Origin of the sequence: uncultured Pigmentiphaga sp. (assembly GCF_937950555.1) — a bacterium.
Taxonomy (GTDB): domain Bacteria; phylum Pseudomonadota; class Gammaproteobacteria; order Burkholderiales; family Burkholderiaceae_B; genus Pigmentiphaga.
In genome coordinates this window covers 95793-116397 of record NZ_CALFCW010000071.1, presented here as the reverse complement: position 1 = coordinate 116397, position 20605 = coordinate 95793, and the positions used below count along the sequence as shown (strand labels likewise).

Annotated in this window: 21 protein-coding genes; 16 read left to right on the top strand and 5 right to left on the bottom strand. The window is 66.9% G+C overall.

Going from position 1 to position 20605, the window contains the following annotated elements; genetic code table 11:
- Positions 1–6 precede the first annotated feature (6 nt).
- Both metF and Q0319_RS17630 read left to right on the top strand, forming a co-directional pair.
- Positions 7–870, top strand: coding sequence for a methylenetetrahydrofolate reductase [NAD(P)H] (gene metF / locus Q0319_RS17635; RefSeq protein ID WP_296463396.1), 864 nt, complete (start codon positions 7–9; stop codon positions 868–870).
- A gap of 133 nt (positions 871–1003) precedes the next feature.
- A complete protein-coding gene (locus Q0319_RS17630) occupies positions 1004–2206 on the top strand; it encodes a multidrug effflux MFS transporter (RefSeq protein WP_299454837.1) in 1203 nt (400 codons plus the stop codon).
- Positions 2207–2288: 82 nt separating this feature from the next.
- On the opposite strand, the gene Q0319_RS17625 is transcribed toward Q0319_RS17630, so the two are convergent.
- A complete protein-coding gene (locus tag Q0319_RS17625) occupies positions 2289–2954 on the bottom strand; it encodes a 5-formyltetrahydrofolate cyclo-ligase (RefSeq protein ID WP_296469593.1) in 666 nt (221 codons plus the stop codon).
- On the opposite strand from Q0319_RS17625, the gene Q0319_RS17620 reads away from it, so the two are divergent.
- Genes Q0319_RS17620 through Q0319_RS17610 form a run of 3 tightly spaced genes read left to right on the top strand, consistent with a single transcriptional unit; the run spans position 2953 to position 7056 of the window.
- The gene (locus Q0319_RS17620) at positions 2953–4920 is read left to right on the top strand and encodes a lytic transglycosylase domain-containing protein (protein ID WP_299454836.1); all 1968 of its coding nucleotides are present in this window, start codon (positions 2953–2955) and stop codon (positions 4918–4920) included. The genes Q0319_RS17625 and Q0319_RS17620 overlap by 2 nt on opposite strands.
- Positions 4921–4940: 20 nt before the next feature.
- A complete protein-coding gene (locus Q0319_RS17615) occupies positions 4941–5912 on the top strand; it encodes a complex I NDUFA9 subunit family protein (protein ID WP_296469597.1) in 972 nt (323 codons plus the stop codon).
- Positions 5899–7056 carry a CCA tRNA nucleotidyltransferase gene (locus tag Q0319_RS17610; RefSeq protein WP_296469588.1) on the top strand — a complete coding sequence of 386 codons (1158 nt, stop codon included), beginning with the start codon at positions 5899–5901 and terminating at the stop codon, positions 7054–7056. The genes Q0319_RS17615 and Q0319_RS17610 overlap by 14 nt, the downstream gene beginning before the upstream one ends.
- Before the next feature lie 19 nt (positions 7057–7075).
- Here Q0319_RS17610 and Q0319_RS17605 read toward each other — a convergent pair whose 3' ends face one another.
- Positions 7076–8233, bottom strand: a complete 1158-nt coding sequence (locus tag Q0319_RS17605; protein ID WP_296469586.1) for an SAM-dependent methyltransferase — start codon at positions 8231–8233, stop codon at positions 7076–7078.
- A gap of 105 nt (positions 8234–8338) precedes the next feature.
- Between Q0319_RS17605 and Q0319_RS17600 the strand changes: the two genes are divergently transcribed.
- The 6 genes from Q0319_RS17600 (at position 8339) to Q0319_RS17575 (ending at position 13178) form a co-directional block, all read left to right on the top strand.
- Complete coding sequence (locus Q0319_RS17600; protein ID WP_296468751.1) at positions 8339–9139, top strand: SDR family oxidoreductase; 801 nt, start codon at positions 8339–8341, stop codon at positions 9137–9139.
- 25 nt (positions 9140–9164) lie between these two features.
- Positions 9165–9530 (top strand): dihydroneopterin aldolase, encoded by a 366-nt coding sequence (gene folB / locus Q0319_RS17595; RefSeq protein ID WP_296468749.1) that lies wholly within the window; start codon positions 9165–9167, stop codon positions 9528–9530.
- Between the two features lie 12 nt (positions 9531–9542).
- Positions 9543–10514, top strand: a complete 972-nt coding sequence (gene ttcA, locus Q0319_RS17590) for a tRNA 2-thiocytidine(32) synthetase TtcA (RefSeq protein ID WP_296468747.1) — start codon at positions 9543–9545, stop codon at positions 10512–10514.
- Positions 10511–11266, top strand: a complete 756-nt coding sequence (locus Q0319_RS17585; RefSeq protein ID WP_296468745.1) for an ABC transporter ATP-binding protein — start codon at positions 10511–10513, stop codon at positions 11264–11266. The genes ttcA and Q0319_RS17585 overlap by 4 nt, the downstream gene beginning before the upstream one ends.
- Before the next feature lie 40 nt (positions 11267–11306).
- Positions 11307–12074 (top strand): ABC transporter permease, encoded by a 768-nt coding sequence (locus Q0319_RS17580; RefSeq protein WP_296468741.1) that lies wholly within the window; start codon positions 11307–11309, stop codon positions 12072–12074.
- 114 nt (positions 12075–12188) lie between these two features.
- A complete protein-coding gene (locus Q0319_RS17575) occupies positions 12189–13178 on the top strand; it encodes an ABC transporter substrate-binding protein (RefSeq protein ID WP_299454830.1) in 990 nt (329 codons plus the stop codon).
- An 89-nt stretch (positions 13179–13267) separates the two neighbouring features.
- Here the strand turns inward: Q0319_RS17575 and Q0319_RS17570 are convergent, their stop codons facing one another.
- Complete coding sequence (locus tag Q0319_RS17570; protein WP_296468737.1) at positions 13268–14002, bottom strand: DUF3108 domain-containing protein; 735 nt, start codon at positions 14000–14002, stop codon at positions 13268–13270.
- A 143-nt stretch (positions 14003–14145) separates the two neighbouring features.
- On the opposite strand from Q0319_RS17570, the gene Q0319_RS17565 reads away from it, so the two are divergent.
- The 4 genes from Q0319_RS17565 to Q0319_RS17550 are packed head-to-tail and all read left to right on the top strand — an operon-like array spanning position 14146 to position 17672.
- Positions 14146–15129: a fumarylacetoacetate hydrolase family protein gene (locus tag Q0319_RS17565; protein ID WP_296468735.1), complete on the top strand. Its 984-nt coding sequence runs from the start codon at positions 14146–14148 to the stop codon at positions 15127–15129.
- A gap of 24 nt (positions 15130–15153) precedes the next feature.
- Positions 15154–15825 (top strand): PhaM family polyhydroxyalkanoate granule multifunctional regulatory protein, encoded by a 672-nt coding sequence (locus tag Q0319_RS17560; RefSeq protein ID WP_299454827.1) that lies wholly within the window; start codon positions 15154–15156, stop codon positions 15823–15825.
- A 7-nt stretch (positions 15826–15832) separates the two neighbouring features.
- Positions 15833–17023 (top strand): FIST N-terminal domain-containing protein, encoded by a 1191-nt coding sequence (locus Q0319_RS17555; protein ID WP_299454825.1) that lies wholly within the window; start codon positions 15833–15835, stop codon positions 17021–17023.
- Positions 17024–17051: 28 nt separating this feature from the next.
- The gene (locus Q0319_RS17550) at positions 17052–17672 is read left to right on the top strand and encodes a glutathione peroxidase (protein ID WP_296468728.1); all 621 of its coding nucleotides are present in this window, start codon (positions 17052–17054) and stop codon (positions 17670–17672) included.
- 29 nt (positions 17673–17701) lie between these two features.
- On the opposite strand, the gene Q0319_RS17545 is transcribed toward Q0319_RS17550, so the two are convergent.
- Positions 17702–18568 carry a DUF6279 family lipoprotein gene (locus Q0319_RS17545; RefSeq protein WP_299454823.1) on the bottom strand — a complete coding sequence of 289 codons (867 nt, stop codon included), beginning with the start codon at positions 18566–18568 and terminating at the stop codon, positions 17702–17704.
- Positions 18569–18637: 69 nt separating this feature from the next.
- On the opposite strand from Q0319_RS17545, the gene glmU reads away from it, so the two are divergent.
- Positions 18638–20020 (top strand): bifunctional UDP-N-acetylglucosamine diphosphorylase/glucosamine-1-phosphate N-acetyltransferase GlmU, encoded by a 1383-nt coding sequence (glmU, locus tag Q0319_RS17540; RefSeq protein WP_296471135.1) that lies wholly within the window; start codon positions 18638–18640, stop codon positions 20018–20020.
- Between the two features lie 47 nt (positions 20021–20067).
- On the opposite strand, the gene Q0319_RS17535 is transcribed toward glmU, so the two are convergent.
- Positions 20068–20538, bottom strand: a complete 471-nt coding sequence (locus Q0319_RS17535; RefSeq protein WP_299454819.1) for an Lrp/AsnC family transcriptional regulator — start codon at positions 20536–20538, stop codon at positions 20068–20070.
- Positions 20539–20605: the final 67 nt, after the last annotated feature.

Below are 20605 nucleotides of genomic sequence, written 5' to 3'. Positions count from 1 at the left end.
TCCCAAGTGAGTTCGTCCATTTCTCCCGGTGCGGCGCCGGACGCCGCGCCGGTTTTCAGCCTTGAGTTTTTCCCGCCGCGCGACATCGCCGCGCAGGAAAGGTTGATCCGTACGGCCAAGCAGCTGCAAGGCCTCAACCCCCATTTCGCCAGCGTGACGTTCGGCGCCGGCGGCTCGACGCGCGACGGCACGATGCGGGCCGTTTCCATGCTGCAAAAGCTCGGCTATGAAGTCGCGCCGCATCTTTCGTGCATCGGTTCGACCAGGGAAAGCCTGCGCGAAATCCTGGACGCCTACCGCGCGGCTGGCATCAAGCGGCTGGTCGCCCTGCGCGGAGACCTGCCTTCGGGCATGGGCGACATGGGCGAATTGCGATATGCGCGGGACTTGGTGCGCTTCATCCGCGAGGAAACCGGTGACTGGTTCCACATCGAAGTGGCAGCCTACCCCGAGATGCATCCCCAGGCGCCCGACCCGGAATCCGATCTGGACCATTTCGTCGAGAAGATGCGCGCAGGCGCCGATAGCGCCATCACGCAGTACTTCTTCAACGCAGACGCCTATTTCGATTTCGTGGACCGCGCAACGGCCAAGGGCGTCCTGGCGCCCATCGTGCCGGGCATCATGCCGATCACGAATTACACGCAGCTCGCCCGCTTTTCAGACATGTGCGGAGCGGAAATCCCGCGCTGGATCCGCCTGCGCCTGGCTTCCTACGGCGACGACAAGGCCTCGATCCGGGCCTTCGGGCACGACGTGGTGACCCAGCTGTGCCAGACGCTGCTCGACGGAGGCGCGCCTGGCCTGCATTTCTACACGATGAACCAGGCCGACGCCACGCAGGCCATCTGGAACGCGCTCGAGCGCTAGATGCGCCCGCACCCGATGCGGTGCACTCCCCTGCGGCAGCCGACCGACCACGCGGTCGACGGCTGCCAGAAAACTCCCTTTGCCTCACGCAGAAGGACGGACGTCCGCTCCCGAACCGGGCGTCCGAAGCAGTATGAAAAACCATCCCTCCTCCCTCCCAGCCGAAAACCCGGGCCGGCTGATCCTGGTCCTGGCCATGCTGGCCGCCTTCGCGCCCCTTGCGACGGACATGTACCTGCCCGGCTTCGCCCAGATGGCGGCGGCCTACAACACCGACCCCGGCCGCATCGAAGCGACGTTATCCACGTTTTTCCTTGGCCTCGCGCTGGGACAGGCGATCTACGGCCCCATCATCGATCGTTTCGGGCGCAAGGCCCCGCTGCTGGTCGGTATCGCCTTATTCGCCCTGGCCACCCTGGGCTGCTTGCTGACCCGCGACATCGACGTCTTCACCGGGCTGCGATTCATGCAAGCCATGGGTGGCTGCGCCGGCATGATCGTGGGCCGGGCCATCCTCAATGATCTCTACGAGCCGGCGGAAAGCGCGCGCGCCCTGTCGCTCATCATTACGCTGATGATCGTGGCGCCCGTTTTTGCGCCGCTGCTGGGCGGGTGGATATTGGTCACGGCCGGATGGCAGGCCATCTTCATCCTCCTGCTCGCGTTCGCTGCGCTGTGCGGCGCCTTGACCTGGCGCTACATTCCGGAAACCCTGCCTCGCGACCGGCGCCAGCCGCTGAACGTCTCTTCGCTGCTGCGCGCCTACCGCACCTTAGTCCGCCAGCCGGGGTTCCTCGTCCCGGCGCTGGTCGGCGGGCTGGCCCAAGTGTCCATCTTCGCCTTCATCACCGGCTCGCCCTTTGTGTTCATGGAGTATTTCGGCCTGAGCGAGCAACAGTATGGGCTCGTCTTTGGGCTGACGGCCCTGGGCATCGCCGTAGGCGCCCAGCTCAACCGCGCGGCCTTGCGCCGTTTCAGCGTCCGCACGCTACTCCGGGCCGCGCTCTGGTTCCAGCTCGGCGCCGGCATCGTGTTGCTGGCATGCGCGGGGACGACCCACGTCTTCGTGCTGATCCCGCCCCTGTGGCTGATCATCGCTTCGCTGGGTTTCATAGGCAGCAACGCGGCGGCCATCGCCATGTCCAAGACGGGCCCGTACGCCGGCACCGGCTCGGCAATGATCGGCGTCCTGCAGTTCGGCTGCGCCTTCGCCGTCAGCGGCCTGATCGCCGCGGCGCCCAATGGCACGCCCTACCCGATGGCCATCGCCATCGTGACGGCGGCGCTCGCCGCGAATATCCTGTGGTTCCTCGGGTCCCGTCACGGAAACCGCTGACCCGCCGCGGACGCTCGCGCGGCGGCTCTTGCCGGCACCGTCAGTCCAGCCCGAAGAACCGCCTGCGCGGCGCGCAGCGCCGCTATCGCGGCACGGCCAGGACCGCTTCCTCCGTCACGATCTCGTCCAAACGCATGTCATGCGGCTCGGGCAAATGGACGTCCGGCGGAAGCAGTCCGCAGGCATAAGCGACACCGATGGCCACAAAGGGTTCGCCGCGCGACCGGAGCGCTGCGAGCGTGCGGTCGTAATAGCCGCCGCCATAGCCGATTCGGTCGCCGTCCGCCGTATACCCGAGGGTCGGCACCAGGACGATGTCCGGCACGCAGGCGTGGGTGCCTTGGGGCTCCGGTATCCGATAGGCGCCGGGCGCCATCGCGGCCCCGGGCGTCCAAGCCCGGAACTCCAGGGGAGCGGCACGAGTCTGGATTACCGGCAGCGCCAGCTCGAGCCGCGAGTCGCCCGCCCACGCATGGAGCGCCGGCCGCAGGTCTGGTTCGTCGCCGATGGGCCAAAAGGCGGAGAGCACGACGGGCCGGTTCCCCCAACGGCTAGCGGACAGGTAGTCGTGTATCCTGCCTTGCAGGAAAGCGATGATGCGGGCGTCCGCCGCGGCACGATCCGCCGCTGTCATGGCCGCCCGCAGCGCGCGCAGCCGGGGGCGCAGTGCCGCTGCAGTCGGCGCGCCGCCGGCCCGGTCGGGCTGATGGTCTTCCCTGGGTTTTCCCGATGCTATCCTTGCTGCCATGGCCTATACCGCTTTCCTGAACAGAATCCGCATTACAGCACTTGCCATCGTCGTGGCAAGCGCGGTCGCGGGCGGCGCCTGTGCGCAAACCGGCTCATCCGGGCTGGATGACGCGCTGCTGGCCGCGCGGACTGCGGTACAAACGGGCAATTGGGACATACTTCGCTCGCTCATCCCGCGCCTACAAGGCCACATGCTGGGCGCCTATCCCCAGTACTGGTGGCTGCGCCAGCAGCTGAACGACCCGCGCAAGCCGCTTCCAGAAGCCGAGTTGCAGGAGTTCGTCAGCGTGCACCGCGGCACATACCTTGCCGAGCGGCTGCGCGGCGAGTGGCTCTTGGCGGCGGCCAAGCAGGGGGATTACGCAACCGTGCTCTCCCTGGCGGACACCACCGTCAATACGCCGCAAACCGATTGTGCCGTGCTGCTCGCCAGGCATGCGCGCGGCGAGCGGGTCACGGCCCAGCAAGCCATGAGCAAGTTCCAGGCGGGCGATGGCTGCTGGATGCTCTATGACCGGCTGCAGGCCGACGGCGTCATGCACTGGGAACACTTTTCCACCCAGCTGCGCGACCTGCTGGAGGTCAACGCATTGGCCAACGCCCGGCGCATGGCGCGCTACGTCTTCGACGCCACCCAGCTCAAGACCTTCAACGCCGTGCTCGATCAACCCATGAAGTGGCTGGTGCGGCAAAACGCGGCCGCGCAAGACCGCCCCCTGCGGGAATTGATCGTCATCGCCCTGGGCCGGCTCGCCCGCCAGGACATGCGGGTCGGCTATGACTACTTCGAGCGCAATTGGGCGCGGCGGCTTCCCGCCGCCGACGCAAACTGGGTGCGCAATCAGTTCGCCCTGCAGGCCGCCTTCAAGCTCGACCCCGTCGCGGTGGAGTGGTACCGGGCGGGCGAAGGCGGCAAGCTCACGGAGTACAACCAGGCCTGGCGCGCGCGCATGGTGCTGCGCCAACAGCCCGTGGACTGGCGGACGCTGATCCGCTACATCGAACACATGCCCGCCTCCCTGCGCGAAGACCCCACGTGGGTGTACTGGCACTCGCGCGGGCTCGTCGCGCTGGGCGCGGTGGAAGAAGGCCAGGCGGGATTCCGCCGCATCGCGGGCCAATTCCATTTCTACGGGCAACTGGCTGCTGAAGAGCTCGGCATTGCCACCACCATCCCAACCTCGGCTGCACCCGTCACGGCCGAAGAACTAGCCCAAGCGCAGTACAACCCAGGCCTGCAGCGGGCCATCGCCCTGTTCCGCCTGGGCTGGCGCACCGAGGCGGTCCGGGAATGGAACTACGCGCTGCGCGGCATGAACGACAGGCAACTGCTGGCCGCCGCCCGGCTCGCCCACCGCGAAAACCTGTACGACCGGGTCGTCAACACGGCCGAGCTCACACGCGAGCAGCACGATTTCAACCTCCGCTTCATCACGCCATTTCGCAACCAACTGGTGGACAAGGCGCGCGAGATCGGCGTCGATCCAACCTGGGTCTACGGGCTCATCCGCCAGGAGTCGCGGTTCGTGATGGATGCACGTTCCACCGCCGGGGCCTCCGGGCTCATGCAGTTGATGCCGGCCACGGCCAAATGGGTGGCGCGCCGCATCGGCATGTCGGATTTCGCGCCGCACCGCGTCAACGACATGGACACCAACCTCACGCTCGGAACGAGCTATCTGCGCATCGTCCTGGATGACTTGGACGGTTCGCCGCTGTTGGCTTCGGCCGGCTACAACGCCGGCCCGCGCCGTCCGCACGCCTGGCGCTCGACCCTGCCCGGCCCGGTGGAAGGCGCCATTTTTGCCGAGACCATTCCTTTCACCGAGACCCGCGACTACGTCAAGAAGGTGCTGTCCAACGCCACCTATTACGCGGCGTTGTTTACCGGGCAGCCCCAGTCGCTCAAGGCTTGGTTGGGAACGGTCGAGCCGCAGGCGGTGGAGACAACCGCCATTCCCTGAGGAAGTACCACGCGATGACTATGATCTACCCTCGCATACTCGTGCTGGGCGGTTCGGGTTTCATAGGCAGCCTCCTGGTGACGCGCCTCGCCGCCCAGGGCCGCAGGCTACAGGTCCCCACCCGCCGCTACATGAATGCCCGCCATCTGCTGCCGCTGCCGACTGTGGACGTCGTCGAGGCCAACTTGCTGGACGACGCCGAGCTCGCCCGCTTGGTGGAAGGCCAGGACGCCGTCATCAACCTCGTCGGCATATTGCACGGGGATCGCGGAACACCCTACGGAAAAGCGTTCCGCAGGCTGCACGTGGAACTGCCCGAGCGCGTGGCGCGGGCCTGCGTCGCCCAGGGCGTGAAGCGTTTCATCCATGTCAGCGCGCTCGGAGCCGACTCGCAGGGCCCCAGCATGTACCAACGCTCCAAGGGCGACGGCGAAGCGGCAGTGCGGCGGGTGTTCGACGCCTGGCCGGACGGCGCATTGACGATTTTCCGGCCGTCGGTGGTGTTCGGCCCGAACGATCGCTTCCTCAACACGTTCGCCTCGCTCGCGCGCTTTTTCCCGGTGCTCCCGGTGGCGGGCTGTTCGGCGCGCCTGCAACCCATCTATGTCGGCGATGTCACCCAGGCCATCATCAACGCGCTCGACGACCATCGCACCTACGGCAAGACCTATCCGCTGGCCGGACCCCAGGCCTATACGCTCAAGGAGCTGATCGAGAAGGCCGCCGCCTGGAGCGGCCACCCGCGCCGAGTGCTGCCGCTTCCCATGGCCCTGGGCAAGCTACAGGCCGCCTGCATGGAATGGATGCCGGGCAGGCCTCTCCTGTCGCGCGACAACCTCGACTCGCTGCAACGGGACAACGTACTGGAGGCGCCCATCGCCCCTGAACTCAACATCCATCCCGCATCGCTCGAAGCACTGGCGCCCAGCTACCTGGGGCGCAAGGAAATCACCCGCTTCGACCTTTTCCGCGCCCGCCATGGCCGGCACTGACCGCCCGGCCGGGCTCGCCGGCAACCGGGAGCGCACGACCGGAAGCGATCCGGCCACCGACGGCCTGTCCGTATTCGTCGTAGGAGGTGCGGTACGCGATGCACTGCTCGGATTGCCCGCGGGCGATCGGGACTGGGTGGTGGTCGGCGCCACGCCCGAGCAAATGTCGGCCCGCGGCTTCGTGCCCGTGGGAGGCGACTTTCCTGTGTTCCTGCATCCGGTCACCCGCGAGGAATACGCCCTGGCCCGGACCGAACGCAAATCCGGGCGAGGGTACAAAGGGTTCACCTTCTACACCGGCCCGGACGTGACGCTCGAAGACGACCTCGGGCGCCGCGACCTGACCATCAATGCCATCGCGCAGGCACCCGACGGACGGTTGATCGACCCGTACGGAGGCGAGGCTGACCTGCGTGCACGGCGCTTTCGCCACATCGGGCCAGCCTTTGCCGAAGATCCGGTGCGCATCCTGCGGCTGGCGCGCTTCGCCGCCCGGTTCGCCGACTTCACGGTTTCGCCCGAGACGCTGGCGCTGTGTCGCCGAATGGCAGACGAAGGCGAAGTGGACGCCCTCGTACCGGAACGGGTCTGGCGCGAGTTGTCGCGCGGGCTCATGCAAGAAAAGCCTTCGCGCATGCTGCAAGTGCTGGCCGACACGGGCGCACTGCCGCGCATCGCCCCCGAATTGGTGATGGACGATGGACTACCGGGCACGCTGGATGAGGCGGCACGCCGCGGCCTGCCGCTGGCGTCGCGCTACGCGCTGCTGTGCGTTCGCAGCCCCGACGTGCAGGCGCTGGGGCGGCGGCTGCGCGCCTCGAACGACTGCAATGACATGGCGCGCCTGCTGCAGTTGGCGCTCCAGGACTTGCCTCGCGTCGACCGCGATGCGGATCGCGCGTTGACGCTGCTCGAACGCAGCGATGCCCTGCGCAAGCCCGAGCGCTTCGAGGCGCTCCTGCGCACGGCGAACTTGCTGACACCGCTGGACACGGAACGCTGGATGGCCTGGCGCAACACCGTCGCGGCGGTCGATGCCGGGGCCATCGCCGCCCGCCATGCCTCCCAGCCCGCCGGCATCCGCGATGCCGTGCGCGCAGCGCGGATCGCGGCCCTACAGGCGCGCATGGAAGAAGCAGATTGAACAGGGCCGGCGATCGTCGCTACAGCGCATGGCTGCGGTCGCCGCGGCCGAAGCCGATCAGCGGCGCCGCCACGCCCCGCCCCACGGCCAGCACCTTGAAGAGCTCGCCCATTTCCGCCGGCGAGAGCAGTTTCTGCACCGGCGCGACGGCCCGGGCGTAGGCTTGGGCGTCGGCCGGATCAAGCGCGCCGAGCAGGTCCATCAGGCCGGCATTCATCAAGAATCCGGCCTGGGAGATATACCCCAGCAGCTCGAGGCCACCGTCGACCGCCGCTTCGGCCATGGCCGTGAAATCGACGTGGGCGGTAATGTCCTGCACCCCCACGGCAACCAGCGGGTCAGCATGGGCAACGTGCCGGAAATGGCACATCAGCGTGCCCTCCAGGCGCTGCGGATGGTAGTACTCGCGTTGCGCGAAGCCGTAGTCGATGAGCAGGGCCGCGCCGCGCTGCAACCATTGCCCCATGCCGCGCACGAAGGCTTCGGCCTGGAGATTGATTTCCGAAACGTAACCGGGCAGGGCCGGCATCCGGGCCGACACGGCTTCGGCCAAGTCGGGTGGCGCGGGCCGGTCCTCCCAGGCAAAGCCGTCTTCGCCGTGGAGCGCGACGCCACGTTCCAACAGGCCCGCGTCACTCCAGCGGAACAGTCGCACGGGCATTGCGTCGAGCACTTCGTTGGCGACCACGCAACCGGTGAACGACTCCGGCAAGGCATCGAGCCAGCGCACCCGCTCGCCATAAGCGGCGAGGCGCTCGCGCTGGCGCTCGCGCAGGTCCGCCGATACCTCGAGGATGCGATAGGAGGCCCGCACGCCCGCTTCGTCGAGCGCTGCCAGCAGCCCATCGGCCAGCGCGCCCGTCCCCGCGCCGAACTCGAGGATTTCGCCCCCGCCGCAAGCCTCCAGCACCTGCGCAACCTGCCTGGCCAAGGTACGCGCGAACAAGGGGGTGAGCTCGGGGGCGGTGACGAAGTCGCCGGCAGGCACACCTCCGCCCGTGGCGAGTTTCTGGCTGCCGGCCGCGTAATAGCCCAATCCCGGCGCGTACAAGGCTAGCGCCATCCAGCGATCGAACGGCAGCCAGCCGCCCGCCTTGCGGATTTCGTCGGCGATGAAACGGGCCGCGCGCCGGGAATGTGCGGCCGATACGGGATCCAGGTCGGGAAGTTTTTTCATGCACCGGATTGTCCCACGTTCCAGGCAACCGCCCCGCGCATGCGCGGGGCCGCGCCTTGCTAAACTTGGGGCCTTTGCCGCCCCCGTCCCGGATTCCGTGCCGCCATGAGCGAAACGAGCCCCGTCTCCTCCCGTCCCGTTGTGCTGGTCACCGGTTCCGCCCGGCGCATCGGCCGCGAGATCGCGCTCACCCTGGGACGCGCCGGCTGGAATGTCGCCGTGCACTACGCCACCTCGCACGACGACGCGCAACAAACATGCGCCATGCTGCGCGCGCTAGGGGTCGAGGCCGAGGGCTTCGCCTGCGACCTCGCCGACCAGGCCGCGCTGGCTTCCCTGGTCCCGTCGGTAAAGGCTTGCTTCGGGCGCATCGACGCGGTGGTGAACAACGCCTCGACATTCGAGTACGACGACGTACATTCGTTCAGCCTCGACATGCTGCAGGCCCACATGCTGCCCAACCTCGTCGCGCCCGTGGCGCTGGCGCGCGACCTCGCCGCAGCCCTGGCAGACAGGGGGGCGGATGCGCGCGGCGTGGTGGTCAATCTCCTGGACCAGAAGCTCTGGAACTACAATCCCGACTTCTTCTCCTACACGCTGAGCAAGGCCGCGCTCGAGGCGGCGACGACCATGCTGGCCCAAGCGTTGGCGCCGGCCGTGCGAGTGGTAGGCGTGGCGCCCGGCCTGACCATGATCAGCCACCTGCAAACGCCCCAGCAGTTCGCCCAGACCCACGCCATGGCGCCGCTAGGTCATGCCAGCCATCCGGAAGACGTTGCGCATGCGGTCCTGTTCGCAGTGCAAAACCGCTCGATCACCGGCACCACGCTGCTGGTCGACGGCGGCCAGCACCTGGTGGGCTTCCAGCGCGATTTCAGCATGATGAACCCGCCGGCGGACACTTGACCCTCGGCCATCCTTGAGTACAACCATGGGCACACGCCGCATTTTCTTCAACCGCCTCGCCGTGGACGCGCAGATCGGCATATTGGATCACGAGCGCGGCGCCACGCAGCCCCTGCATGTCGACGCGGAAATCGACCTGGAAGGGGTGGACAAGCCGCGTCACGACGGCATCCAGGAGGTGCTCGACTATCGGCGGCTGCGCGAATGCATCGTCGACGAATGCACCCGCACCCACGTCAACCTGCTCGAAACCCTCTGCGACCGGCTGGCCTCCCGGCTGCTGGCGCAGTTCTCCGAAATCCGCGAAGTGCGCCTGCGCGTCTCCAAGCCCCAGGCCTTCGCCGACTGCGCCGCCGTAGGCATCGAAGTCACGGCGAACCGCGACAACTGATGGAAGCATGAGATGAACGCCATCGACTCCGCCGTCGCCAACGCCCCGGACGCCGGCCGGGCGCGGCTCAAGCTCGAGCGCGAACGCATCAAGCTCGAAAAGCGCCTGTTGCGCGAGGCTGGCCGGGCAATCACCGACTTCAACATGATCGAGGCCGGCGACCGCGTGATGGTCTGCCTGTCCGGCGGCAAGGACTCCTACGGCATGCTGGAGATCCTGCTCAAGCTGCGCGAACGCGCGCCCATCGACTTCGACATCGTCGCGGTCAACCTCGATCAAAAGCAGCCGGGCTTTCCGGCCGACGTCCTGCCGCGCTACCTGACCGAAAAAGGCGTGCCATTCCACATCGAGACGCAGGACACCTACTCGATCGTCACGCGCCTCATTCCGGAAGGCAAGACGATGTGCTCGCTCTGTTCGCGGCTGCGGCGGGGGATCTTGTACCGGGTCGCCGATGAGCTCAAGGCAACCAAGATCGCGCTCGGCCATCATCGCGACGACATCCTGGCGACGTTCTTCCTGAACATGTTCTACGGCGGACAGCTCAAGAGCATGCCGCCCAAGCTGGTCTCCGACGACGGCCGGCATACCGTCATCCGGCCGCTCGCCTACATCAAGGAAGACGACCTCATCGCCTATGCGCAATGGAAGGCCTTCCCCATCATCCCCTGCAACCTGTGCGGATCGCAGGAGAATCTCAAACGCAAAGAAGCCGGACGGCTGATCGACGAATGGGAGCGCGCCTTCCCCGGACGCGTGGAAAACATTTTCAATGCCCTCTCTCGCGTCACGCCCTCGCACCTGCTCGATCGCAATCTGTTCGACTTCGTCAATCTCCGGCCTACCGGCGTGCCCGACCCGAACGGGGACGTGGCCTTCGACCAGGTGGATCCGCAGCCTGCGCCCCCGGGCTGCGGCGATGACGAGGCAGCCGGCCTCACGGAACGAACGGTGCGATTCTTCCGCACCGGCCAAGCGGGTTGAACGCGCCCCCCGTCCTCGAAGCGCGGGGGGTCGCACGCCGCTTCGCCAACGGCGTGGAAGCCCTGGCGCCCCTGGATTTGACCGTGCGGGCGGGGGAGTTCGTCACCCTGCTGGGCCCGTCGGGCTGCGGCAAGACCACGTTGCTGCGCATCTTTGCCGGGTTGGACGCGCCCACGTCCGGCTCCCTGCTCCGGCGGGCGGACGGAAGCCAGCTCTCCTACGTTTTCCAAGACCCGACGCTGATGCCCTGGGCCTCGGTTGCCAAGAACGTGCGGCTGCCCCTGGACCTCGAGCGCGGTGGGCGCCGGGCGGGCAAGCAGGCGCGGGATGAGCGGGTGCGCCATGCACTCGAGCGGGTCGGCCTGGCTGATTTCGCCGATGCCCTGCCCCGCGAACTTTCAGGGGGCATGCGCATGCGCGTGTCCATCGCGCGCGCCCTCGTGACCGAACCCAAGCTGCTACTGATGGACGAACCGTTCGGCGCGCTCGACGACATCACCCGGCAGCACCTCGACGACGAATTGCTGGGGCTGGCGGCCAACCAGGGATTGACCGTGGTCTTCGTGACCCACAGCATTTTCGAAGCCGTTTACCTGTCGGACCGCGTCATCGTGATGTCGCGGCGTCCGGGACGCATCATTGCCGACATTGCGATCGACGCGCCTAGCCGAGATGCGGCGTTCCGCGTCTCGCCGGGCTTTGCCATGCAAGCGGCGCGCCTGCAAGCCGCCCTGCTCGAGGGGCAGCAATGACCACGCGGCTTCGGCGCCCCGCGCTCGCTGGAGGATGGGCATGAACACCGGCCTGAGGCTGGGTGCGCCGGTACTGGTCGCACTCATCGTGATCGCGCTCTGGCACGGCGCCGTCCGCGCCTTCGACGTCCCGGTTTATCTGGTGCCCTCGCCGGTGGACGTGGTCCATGCCCTGATCCAGGACTGGGAGCTGCTCAGCAGGTCGCTCTGGATCACGTTGGAAATCACCGGCCTTGCCCTGCTCGCGGCCACGGTGCTGGGTGTGTTGCTGGCGTTCCTGTTCGTGCAGAGCCGGGTCATCGAGGCCAGCCTGTTCCCCTATGCTGTGCTGCTGCAGGTCACGCCCATCGTCGCCATCGCACCGCTCATCATCATCTGGGTCAAGAATACGCTCGCGGCCCTGACGCTCTGCGCCACCATCGTCGCCATCTTCCCCATCATCAGCAATACCGTGCTGGGCCTGCGCAGCGTCGACCCGGGGCTCATGGATTTCTTCCGCCTCAAGCGTGCCAGCCGTTGGCAAATCCTGTGGCGCCTGCGCATCCCCTCGGCGCTGCCTGCGTTCTTCGGAGGCCTCCGGATCGCCTGCGGACTGGCCCTGATCGGCGCGGTGGTGGCCGAATTCGTGGCCGGCACGGGCGGCTCGCAGACCGGCCTGGCCTACCAAATCCTGCAGGCCGGATACCAGATCAACATCCCTCGCCTGTTCGCCGCGCTCTTGTTGATCACTCTTGCAGGGGTTGCGCTCTTTGCTGCCATGACGCTGCTTTCCCGCGTCGCGCTCGCGCGCTGGCACGAAACGAACTGAGCACCGCGGAACGGACGACCCCTGCCGGCCATCTCGGCACGCCGGATGGCAAGATGCCGCCTACATCGGTACTATGCTGCACGCCCTAGGATTATTTCTTACGGAACACGCACGATGCGCATAGCCTTCCCGATCGTCCGCACAGTGTGCGCCGCCGCGGCGCTGGCTTTAGCGAACCTCGCCCACGCCGAGGCTCCCGTCAAGCTCATATTCGGATCCAACTGGTACGCCCAGGCCGAACACGGCGGCTTCTACCAAGCCGTTGCCGAAGGCATTTACAAGAAACACGGCCTAGACGTCACCATCAAGATGGGCGGCCCCCAGGTCAACGTCCTGCAACTGCTGCTGGCAGGCCAATACGACGTTGCCATGGGAGACGACCTGCAAACCTACAAGGGCGTCGAGCAAGGCCTGCCCCTGGTGACGGTGGCGACCACCTTCCAGCAATCGCCCACGGTGCTGGTTTCGCATCCCGGCCCCAAGACCTTGGCCGACCTCAAGGACAAGACGCTCTACATCGGCCAAGCCAGCGAAACCACCTACTGGCCCTGGCTCAAGACCAAGTACGGCTTCACCGACGCCCAGAAGAAGCCGTATACCTTCTCGGTACAGCCCTTCCTGGTAGACAAGAACTCCGCCGTCCAGGGCTACCTTGCCTCCGAACCGTTCACGATAGAGACCCAAGGCGGCTTCAAGCCTACCGTCTTCCTCCTGGGCGACTATGGCTACCCGCCCTACGCGCAGACCATCGTCGCCACCCGGTCCGGCCTGGCGGCCAAGAAGGACGCCATCCGGCGCTTCGTCGAGGCGAGCGCCGAAGGCTGGAAGAGTTACCTGCGCAACCCAGCGCCCGGCAACGCCCTCATCCTGAAAGACAACCCGCAGATGACGCAGGCGCTGCTCGACTATGGCGTCAATGCCCTGCGCCAATCCGGCCTGGTCGACGGCGGGGACGCCCGCGCCCGCGGGCTCCTGACCATGACCGACGAACGCTGGAAGAAAACCTACGACTTCATGGTGCAAGAGAAACTGCTGAGCCCGAAAGTCGACTACCGCTCGGCGTTCACGACCGAGATCGTGGACCAGGTCCGCGTACTGCCCTGAGCGGCGGCGGCCGCGGCAGCCCGCCATGCCCATCGGTTCGCGGGCCGCTGGTCGGCGCGCGGCCGTGGGCCCCACAGAGCGGCCGCGCGCTACGGCCGCTCTATCCTGCGCACGACCTGGTCGAGAAAATCCCCGTCCGCTTCGTTCGACAGCACACGCACAGGCAACCAGTCGTGCGCCGGGGCCAGCCACACCTCGATTTTCTGGCCGTCGTCGTGGTCGCGCTCGCGAATCAGGTGCACGGCCTCGACGTCGCCCATGGGCGTGGAGAGTTGGTCGCGCGACGCGGCCCGGAAGTGCCAGTTGTCCGAACGACTGGAACCGGCGACGCGGAAAGACACGACCTTGCCGTTCGCGAAGGCCCCGCCTTCCGCGCGGCCGATGGCGGCAAGCTGCAGCAGCACGGACAGGCGGTCCTGCGTGCCGGGCTGCAGCGCCTCTTCGTTTCCGCTGGGCAGCTTCAGCCGACCCGAGGCCGAGTCGAACTCCGTGATCTTGACCCGCTTGTTGCGCATTTCGCGATAGCGGCTCGGCGCGAGGCCGGCCTCGCCGATGTTGCCCGTGCTCTCCCATTCGAAGCTGAAGAAGAGGAAACTGCCGCGGTTGACGATCCGATACTCGCTGCCGCCAAGACGCCATTCGAGGGTGCTGTCGGCGTTGATCTTGAAGCCCTTGGCCGACGCGCTGAGCTGGTAAGTCAATACGGCAGACGGCGGAGGCAAGCGGCGTTCGGCGCCAATGCCGCGTGGGGCGACGGCAGCCAGGGCGAACGCCGCACCAGCGCGCAAGAGATCTCGACGGGAAGAGCGGAAGATGGAATGCATGGCGGGCGGATGTCGATCACGGCCTGGGGGAAACGCCTCTATCGTACCGGACGCTCGTCCGCAGGCTGTTAGCGACTGCTACGGAACGCCTTTCCGTGTCATGTTACTGTTCGCTTCTCGTTCTCCATCGCTATCACGCAGCCATGAAACTCGCTTCTTACCGCGACGGTTCGCGCGACGGCCAATTGATGGTCGTCTCGCGCGACCTGCGAACTGCCCATTTCGCCACTGAGATCGCGCCCACGCTGCAACGGGCGCTGGACGACTGGAATTTCATGGCGCCGCAGTTGCAGGACCTCTACGACGCCCTCAACGCGGGGCGGGCCCCGCGTGCGTTCGAATTCGAGCCGGAAAAATGCGCCGCGCCCCTGCCGCGCGCCTACCAGTGGGCGGACGGTTCAGCCTACGTCAACCACGTGGAACTGGTCCGCAAGGCCCGCAACGCCGAGATGCCCGAAACCTTCTGGACCGATCCGCTCATGTACCAGGGCGGGAGCGACGATTTCCTCGGCCCCACCGACGACATTGTCTGCCCCTCGGAGGCCTTCGGCATCGACTTCGAGGGAGAAGTAGCGGTCATCACCGGGGACGTCGCCATGGGCGCCACGCCAGCCGAAGCAGCCGACGCCATCCGTCTCATCATGCTGGCCAATGACGTTTCGCTGCGCAACCTGATCCCGAACGAATTGGCCAAAGGCTTCGGATTCTTCCAGAGCAAGCCCGCCACGGCGTTCTCGCCAGTCGCCATCACGCCCGACGAGCTCGGCGATGCCTGGCGCGACGGCATGGTGCACCTGCCGCTGGTCGTCACGTGGAATGGCAAGGTGGTCGGCCGGCCGCATGCGGGAACGGACATGGTCTTCAATTTCCCGCGGCTGATCGCGCACATCTGCAAGACCCGCAACTGCCGAGCGGGCAGCATCGTCGGCTCGGGTACTATTTCCAATAAGGATCCCCAGGTGGGCTATGCCTGCATCGCCGAGAAGCGGTGCCGGGAAATCATCGCCGATGGGGTCGCCACCACCGAGTTCATGAAATTCGGCGACACTATCCGCATCGAAATGTTCGACGAAAACGGCGCCAGCCTGTTCGGCGCCATCGATCAGGTTGTCGCGGCGCCCGAGTAGCGCCCTGCGACCAAGGGAATTGCCATGGCACCTCCATCCTCCGACGCTTCCGGCACTGCCCATCCGTTCGGCATCCCGGGCCTGCAGTTGCCGGGAGGCGATTCCAACGTCGCCAACCCGGTGCTGCAAAGCTTGGAGATGATGCGGCAAGTCTGGGCCTCGCTCGGCGCCCTGTCGCAGGCGCCGGTTTCGCCCACGACGGGGCTGGACGAACTCGACCGGCGCCTCGCAGATTTGCGGGCCGTGGAAAACTGGCTGAACCTGAACCTCACCATGCTGCGCGGAACCATCCAAGGCCTGGAAGTGCAGCGCGCCACCATCTCGACGCTGCGCTCCTTCGCCCAGGCAGCCGGTGCGGCCCAGGCCTGCGGCAGCCAAGAGGCGCCCCCCTCGCCGCTGGAAGTCGCGCTCGGACTGCGCAAGCCGGCCGAACCGCAGCCCGGTGCCGCCGGCAACGCCTCATCGGCTTCCCAGCCCAACGCTGCCGCCGAAGCGCCGGGAGCGGGCGCCTGGTGGAACATGCTGAAGGAACAGTTCGACCGCATCGCTGCCGTCGCCACGGCTGGGCCTGGCACGCCGTCGCCCGCCCCCGCGTCCAAGTCGAAAACCAGCGTCGCCAAGCCGTCTGGCGCGCGCAAGCCGGCTGCCAAGCCCGGCGGCCCCGCGCCACGCCGCGCGCGGCCTCCGAAGGCCTAGTCGAGCCATGAGCGGGCAGTTCCCCTGGGCCCATGCCACGCACCCCGACTGGCGCATGTCGGCCTCGCTGTGCCTTGCCCAGATCGAGCGGGCCAGCCGGTCCGGCGCAGGTGCAGGCGCTACGTTGGGCTTTCTGTACTTGACGGACCACCACGCCGCCGAAGCGGCCGAGATTCTCGCTTTCCTGCGCGAACGCACCGGTGTGACGCACTGGACAGGCGCCATTGGCGTGGGCATCGCCGCCGGCATGGCCGAATACATCGACGAACCGGCTATGGCGCTGATGCTGGCCGATTTCGCTCCCGACGACTTTCGCATTTTCTCCGGGGCCGCGCGGCCGCCCGGGCGGGAAGCCCGGACGCCGGACGGCCGCCGCGCCGCATGGACGGCCCTCGTCCACGCCGATGCCGCGACCCCTGACCTGCCGGACCTGATCCAGGACATGCTGGGCAAGCTGGCCGGTGCCGCCGTCTTCGGCGGAGTCTCCAGCAGCCGCCACCCCCAGACCACCATCGCCAACCGCGTCCTGTCAGGCGGACTGTCTGGCGTCGTGCTATCCGAGAACGTCACCGTGGTCAGCCGGGTCAGCCAAAGCTGCCAACCCATCGGCCCCGTGCACCGCATCACCGAATCAACCGGGCACCGGCTCAGCCGGCTAGATGGCGCACCGGCGCTCGAGGTGCTCATGCGCGACATGGGCCTGCCCCTCAAGGCCGGCCCCCACCGCGGCGCCTACGCGCCAGGCGGCCAAATCCCGACGGCGGTGCAAATGCTGCAGGGTACTTTCGTCGGCATGGGCACGGGCGACGCCTTCATGCATGGCGACTACCAGGTGCGGCCGTTGATCGGCGTCGACCCGCACGAAGGCGCACTGGCCATCGGCACGGAATTGGAGGCGGCCGACCACGTGGTCTTCTGCCGCCGGGACCGGGGCGCAGCGCAGGCCGACTTGGTCCGCGCGTGTACCGCGCTGCGTGCGCAGATCGAATCCGAATACGGCGGCATGCACCGGGTGCGCGGTGCGCTCTACATCTCCTGCCTTGGCCGCACCGGCACGCTCTTTGGCGGCCCTTCTGCAGAAATGCAGCTGGTCCACGAGCAGCTGGGCGATTTGCCCCTGATCGGCCTCTACGCCAACGGCGAAATCTTCAAAGACCGGCTATATTGGTACGCAGGCGTGCTCGCCGTTTTCCTTTGACGGTGCGCGCCTGCCGGAGGAGCCGTACATGAAACCGTTCCACTCCGTAAGCGCCGCCCGTCCCGACCGCCGGCGCCTGGCCTGGCTGAGTGCGCTTCTGCTCGCCGCCGCGGTACTTTCCTTGGCCCCACCCACCGCCCGCTCGGCCGATGCCGCCGGTCCTTCTGCCTGCCCCGCCCTGCTCGACGTGAGTTTTCCGCGCCTGCAGGACGAAGCACCGCAGCATCTTTGCCAGTACCGGGGCAAGGTCCTGCTGGTGGTCAACACGGCGAGCTATTGCGGCTACACGCGCCAGTACGAGGGCCTGGAGCGGCTCTACGCCAGGTATCGCGAGCGCGGGCTGGTGGTGCTTGCTTTTCCTTCCAACGACTTCGGGCAACAGGAGCCCGGCACCAAAGAACAGATCGCCGACCTGTGCTTCAACACCTATGGGGTGAAGTTTCCCATCTTCTCCAAATCGGTGGTCAAGGGAGAGGGCGCCAATCCGCTATTCGCGGCGCTTGCCCAAGCCACGGGGCAGCCGCCCAAGTGGAACTTCCACAAGTATCTGGTCGCCCGCGATGGCAAGCCGGTCGCGTCCTTCCCGAGTGCCGTCGAGCCGACCGACGCGCGCGTGATCCGGGAAATCGAGAAACTGCTGGCCGGCTGAAACCCGCCGTCGCCTTGTGCAGCTACCCGTCAGCGCGCACCCCGCTGCCGGGACAAGTCCAGGAAGTCTTCGGCCAGCCTGCGCAAGCGCTCCCTCGCCCGCTCGCGCTGGGCGAGCGTGGCAGCATTGAATAGCTCGGCCGTCAATTGCGCCCGCGCGTGCTCCCACTTTTCCTGGCGGGCGCGCGCCTGCGCCTCCCCCGGCGTGTGCACGTCCGCAAGAAACGCCCGCAGCCGGGCCGCCAACTGCTCCGGGGACTGCCGCTGCGCTGCGTCCTCTAGGATTCCGAGGAAGGCACGCTGCCGGGCTTGCCGCAGTTGCAATCGCCAAGCGGCATCCGACGGATGCGCGTCCACCCATTGCTCGACGAGGGCGCGCTGGCCCCGCGACAACCGGCCCAGCCAAAACTCATAGCGATCGATCATGAGCTCGATGCGCCGCCGGCGCACCTCGGCGGCGGGCGCCTCGACATACTCTTCGCGGAACTCCTCGTCCAGCTCATCCAACCGGGCCAATAGACGCCGTCTTTGCGCCGGTCCAAACTGCACCAGCACGTCCGCGAACTCGTCGGCCGCACGCTTGCCGAGTTCGAGCAGATGGGCCATCACCCGCTCTTGCAGGGAGAGCAGTTCCGACGCCTGCAGCGGCCGGGGTTCTTCCAGCCGCCGCTCTGCTTCCCGGAGAAGTTGCGCATAACGCGGCAGCTCTTCCCTGCGGTGCCATGCGAGCACGCGATGCAGGCGCTCCCGCGCCGGCTCCCGCATGGCGTCCGGCAGGTCGAACCAATCATCCAGCCGATACGCCAGCAGCTTCTCCGCGCTGTTGTAGCCCAGCTTGACGGCACTGCAGCCTGCAAGCAGCGCGAGGATGACAACGATCAATACACTTCGAATCATCAGTTTGTCTCGAAGCTGTCTTAAACTGCCACGCTTTGACTAATCGCCACTCGGAGTAGTGCCGCAAAAATGCTCAACATCGTGATCCTGGCCGCCGGCATGGGCAAACGCATGAAATCCGATTTGCCCAAAGTCCTCCACGGATTGGCGGGCCGCCCCATGCTGACCCACGTCCTGAGCGCTGCGCGCGCGTTGAACCCTGCCCGCATCGTGCTGGTGGTCGGGCACGGCGCCGAAACGGTCAGGCGCCATTATGAGCGCGATGCGGACCTTCGCTTCGTATTACAGCAACCTCAGCTCGGCACCGGGCACGCCGTCCAGCAAGCCGTTCCCGAACTGGCCGGAGGCGAGGCGGACGAGGACGTCACGCTGGTCCTCTACGGCGACGTCCCCCTGGTCGGCAGCGCGACCTTGAAGCGCCTGCTCGACACCCAGGCCTCGCGGCCGCGCTCGGTCGCCGTGCTGACCGTTGAATTGGCCGACGCGACCGGGTACGGGCGCATCGTGCGCGGCGCCGACGGCGCCATCGCCCGCATCGTGGAGCACAAAGATGCCTCCCGCGAAGAACTCGCCATCCGCGAGGTCAATACCGGCATCGTCGCCGTTCCGACCGGCGCGCTCAAGCGTTGGCTGGGCGCGCTCAAGAACGACAACGCCCAAGGCGAGTACTACCTGACGGACATCATCGCCATGGCCGTCTCCGAAGGGGTGCCAGTGCTGGCGTCGGCGCCAGACCACGAGTGGGAGACCTTGGGCGTGAACAGCCGCGTCCAGCAGGCCGAGCTGGAGCGCATTTACCAGCGCATCCAGGCCGAACGCCAGTTGGAGGCGGGCGTCACGCTGGCCGACCCGGCGCGCTTCGACCTGCGCGGAACCCTGGCTTGCGGCCGGGACGTCTTCATCGACGTAGGCTGCGTGTTCGAGGGCGCCGTGGAACTGGCCGACGGCGTGCAGGTGGGCCCGCACTGCGTGCTGCGTGACGTGCGCATCGGCCCGGGCACGCGCGTGGAGGCTTTCAGCCACCTCGACGGCGCAAGCATCGGCGCCAACGCCCGGATCGGCCCCTACGCCCGGCTGCGACCCGGCACTGCGCTCGGCGACCAGACCCACATCGGCAACTTCGTCGAGGTCAAGAACAGCAGCTTCGATACCGGCTCCAAGGCCAACCATCTCAGCTACGTGGGCGATGCCACCGTAGGCGCGCGAGTGAACATCGGCGCAGGCACCATCACTTGCAATTACGACGGCGCCAACAAACTGCGGACAGTGATCGAGGACGACGCGTTCATCGGCTCTGACACCCAGCTCGTCGCGCCGGTGACGGTAGGCAAGGGGGCGACACTGGGCGCCGGCACCACCTTGACCCACGATGCGCCGGCCGGCCAGCTCACGATCTCCCGGGTCCGGCAAACCACCATCCCCGGCTGGCAGCGGCCCACCAAAAAGCCATAAAGCGCTTGCCCCCCGGCCCCGCGGGCGCGCCTGCCCGCGGCGGGCGCTCACAGCGCCACGCGCGTATCGAACTTGCTCCGGTGGACGGAAAAAAAAGTGCGAACGTTGCGCACATTGTTCCGCGCCGTAAATGCCCGGTGCACCAGGGCGTGATATGCCGCCATGTCAGGCACCTGGACCACCAGCACGAAATCGGGGCCGGTGGAAACCCGGTAGCACTGCGTCACTGCCGCCTCGGCCGCCATGGCCGCCTCGAACTCGGCCAATCGCTCGGCCGCCTGCGTATCCAGGGTGATCTCCACGATGCCGGTCAATCCGGCGCCGACCTTTTCCGGCGACACGATGGCTACGTGTTTTTCAATGACGCCCGCATCCACCAGCCGCCGCACGCGCCGCAGGCAAGTCGGCGCCGAGACATGGACGCGCGCGGCAAGGTCCTGGTTGGTCAGGGTGGCGTCGTTCTGGAGGATGGACAAGATCCGACGGTCCAGGTCGTCAAGCGGAAACGGTGCGGTCATGGAACGCTAGAAGCAAAAATACATTGTCGGCGTCTTTATGAAAGAATATTTCATCATCAGGTGAATG

Excerpts from the sequence above, each read along its gene's own strand:
- Q0319_RS17615 (WP_296469597.1), top strand. The coding sequence starts at position 4,941 with ATGATCTACCCTCGCATACTCGTGCTGGGCGGTTCGGGTTTCATAGGC.
- ttcA (WP_296468747.1), top strand. The coding sequence starts at position 9,543 with ATGAACGCCATCGACTCCGCCGTCGCCAACGCCCCGGACGCCGGCCGG.
- Q0319_RS17560 (WP_299454827.1), top strand. The coding sequence starts at position 15,154 with ATGGCACCTCCATCCTCCGACGCTTCCGGCACTGCCCATCCGTTCGGC.
- Q0319_RS17575 (WP_299454830.1), top strand. The coding sequence starts at position 12,189 with ATGCGCATAGCCTTCCCGATCGTCCGCACAGTGTGCGCCGCCGCGGCG.
- Q0319_RS17570 (WP_296468737.1), bottom strand. The coding sequence starts at position 14,002 with ATGCATTCCATCTTCCGCTCTTCCCGTCGAGATCTCTTGCGCGCTGGT.
- Q0319_RS17610 (WP_296469588.1), top strand. The coding sequence starts at position 5,899 with ATGGCCGGCACTGACCGCCCGGCCGGGCTCGCCGGCAACCGGGAGCGC.
- Q0319_RS17620 (WP_299454836.1), top strand. The coding sequence starts at position 2,953 with ATGGCCTATACCGCTTTCCTGAACAGAATCCGCATTACAGCACTTGCC.
- Q0319_RS17630 (WP_299454837.1), top strand. The coding sequence starts at position 1,004 with ATGAAAAACCATCCCTCCTCCCTCCCAGCCGAAAACCCGGGCCGGCTG.
- Q0319_RS17580 (WP_296468741.1), top strand. The coding sequence starts at position 11,307 with ATGAACACCGGCCTGAGGCTGGGTGCGCCGGTACTGGTCGCACTCATC.
- Q0319_RS17535 (WP_299454819.1), bottom strand. The coding sequence starts at position 20,538 with ATGACCGCACCGTTTCCGCTTGACGACCTGGACCGTCGGATCTTGTCC.
- Q0319_RS17600 (WP_296468751.1), top strand. The coding sequence starts at position 8,339 with ATGAGCGAAACGAGCCCCGTCTCCTCCCGTCCCGTTGTGCTGGTCACC.
- Q0319_RS17555 (WP_299454825.1), top strand. The coding sequence starts at position 15,833 with ATGAGCGGGCAGTTCCCCTGGGCCCATGCCACGCACCCCGACTGGCGC.
- folB (WP_296468749.1), top strand. The coding sequence starts at position 9,165 with ATGGGCACACGCCGCATTTTCTTCAACCGCCTCGCCGTGGACGCGCAG.
- glmU (WP_296471135.1), top strand. The coding sequence starts at position 18,638 with ATGCTCAACATCGTGATCCTGGCCGCCGGCATGGGCAAACGCATGAAA.
- Q0319_RS17625 (WP_296469593.1), bottom strand. The coding sequence starts at position 2,954 with ATGGCAGCAAGGATAGCATCGGGAAAACCCAGGGAAGACCATCAGCCC.
- Q0319_RS17565 (WP_296468735.1), top strand. The coding sequence starts at position 14,146 with ATGAAACTCGCTTCTTACCGCGACGGTTCGCGCGACGGCCAATTGATG.
- Q0319_RS17550 (WP_296468728.1), top strand. The coding sequence starts at position 17,052 with ATGAAACCGTTCCACTCCGTAAGCGCCGCCCGTCCCGACCGCCGGCGC.
- Q0319_RS17605 (WP_296469586.1), bottom strand. The coding sequence starts at position 8,233 with ATGAAAAAACTTCCCGACCTGGATCCCGTATCGGCCGCACATTCCCGG.
- Q0319_RS17545 (WP_299454823.1), bottom strand. The coding sequence starts at position 18,568 with ATGATTCGAAGTGTATTGATCGTTGTCATCCTCGCGCTGCTTGCAGGC.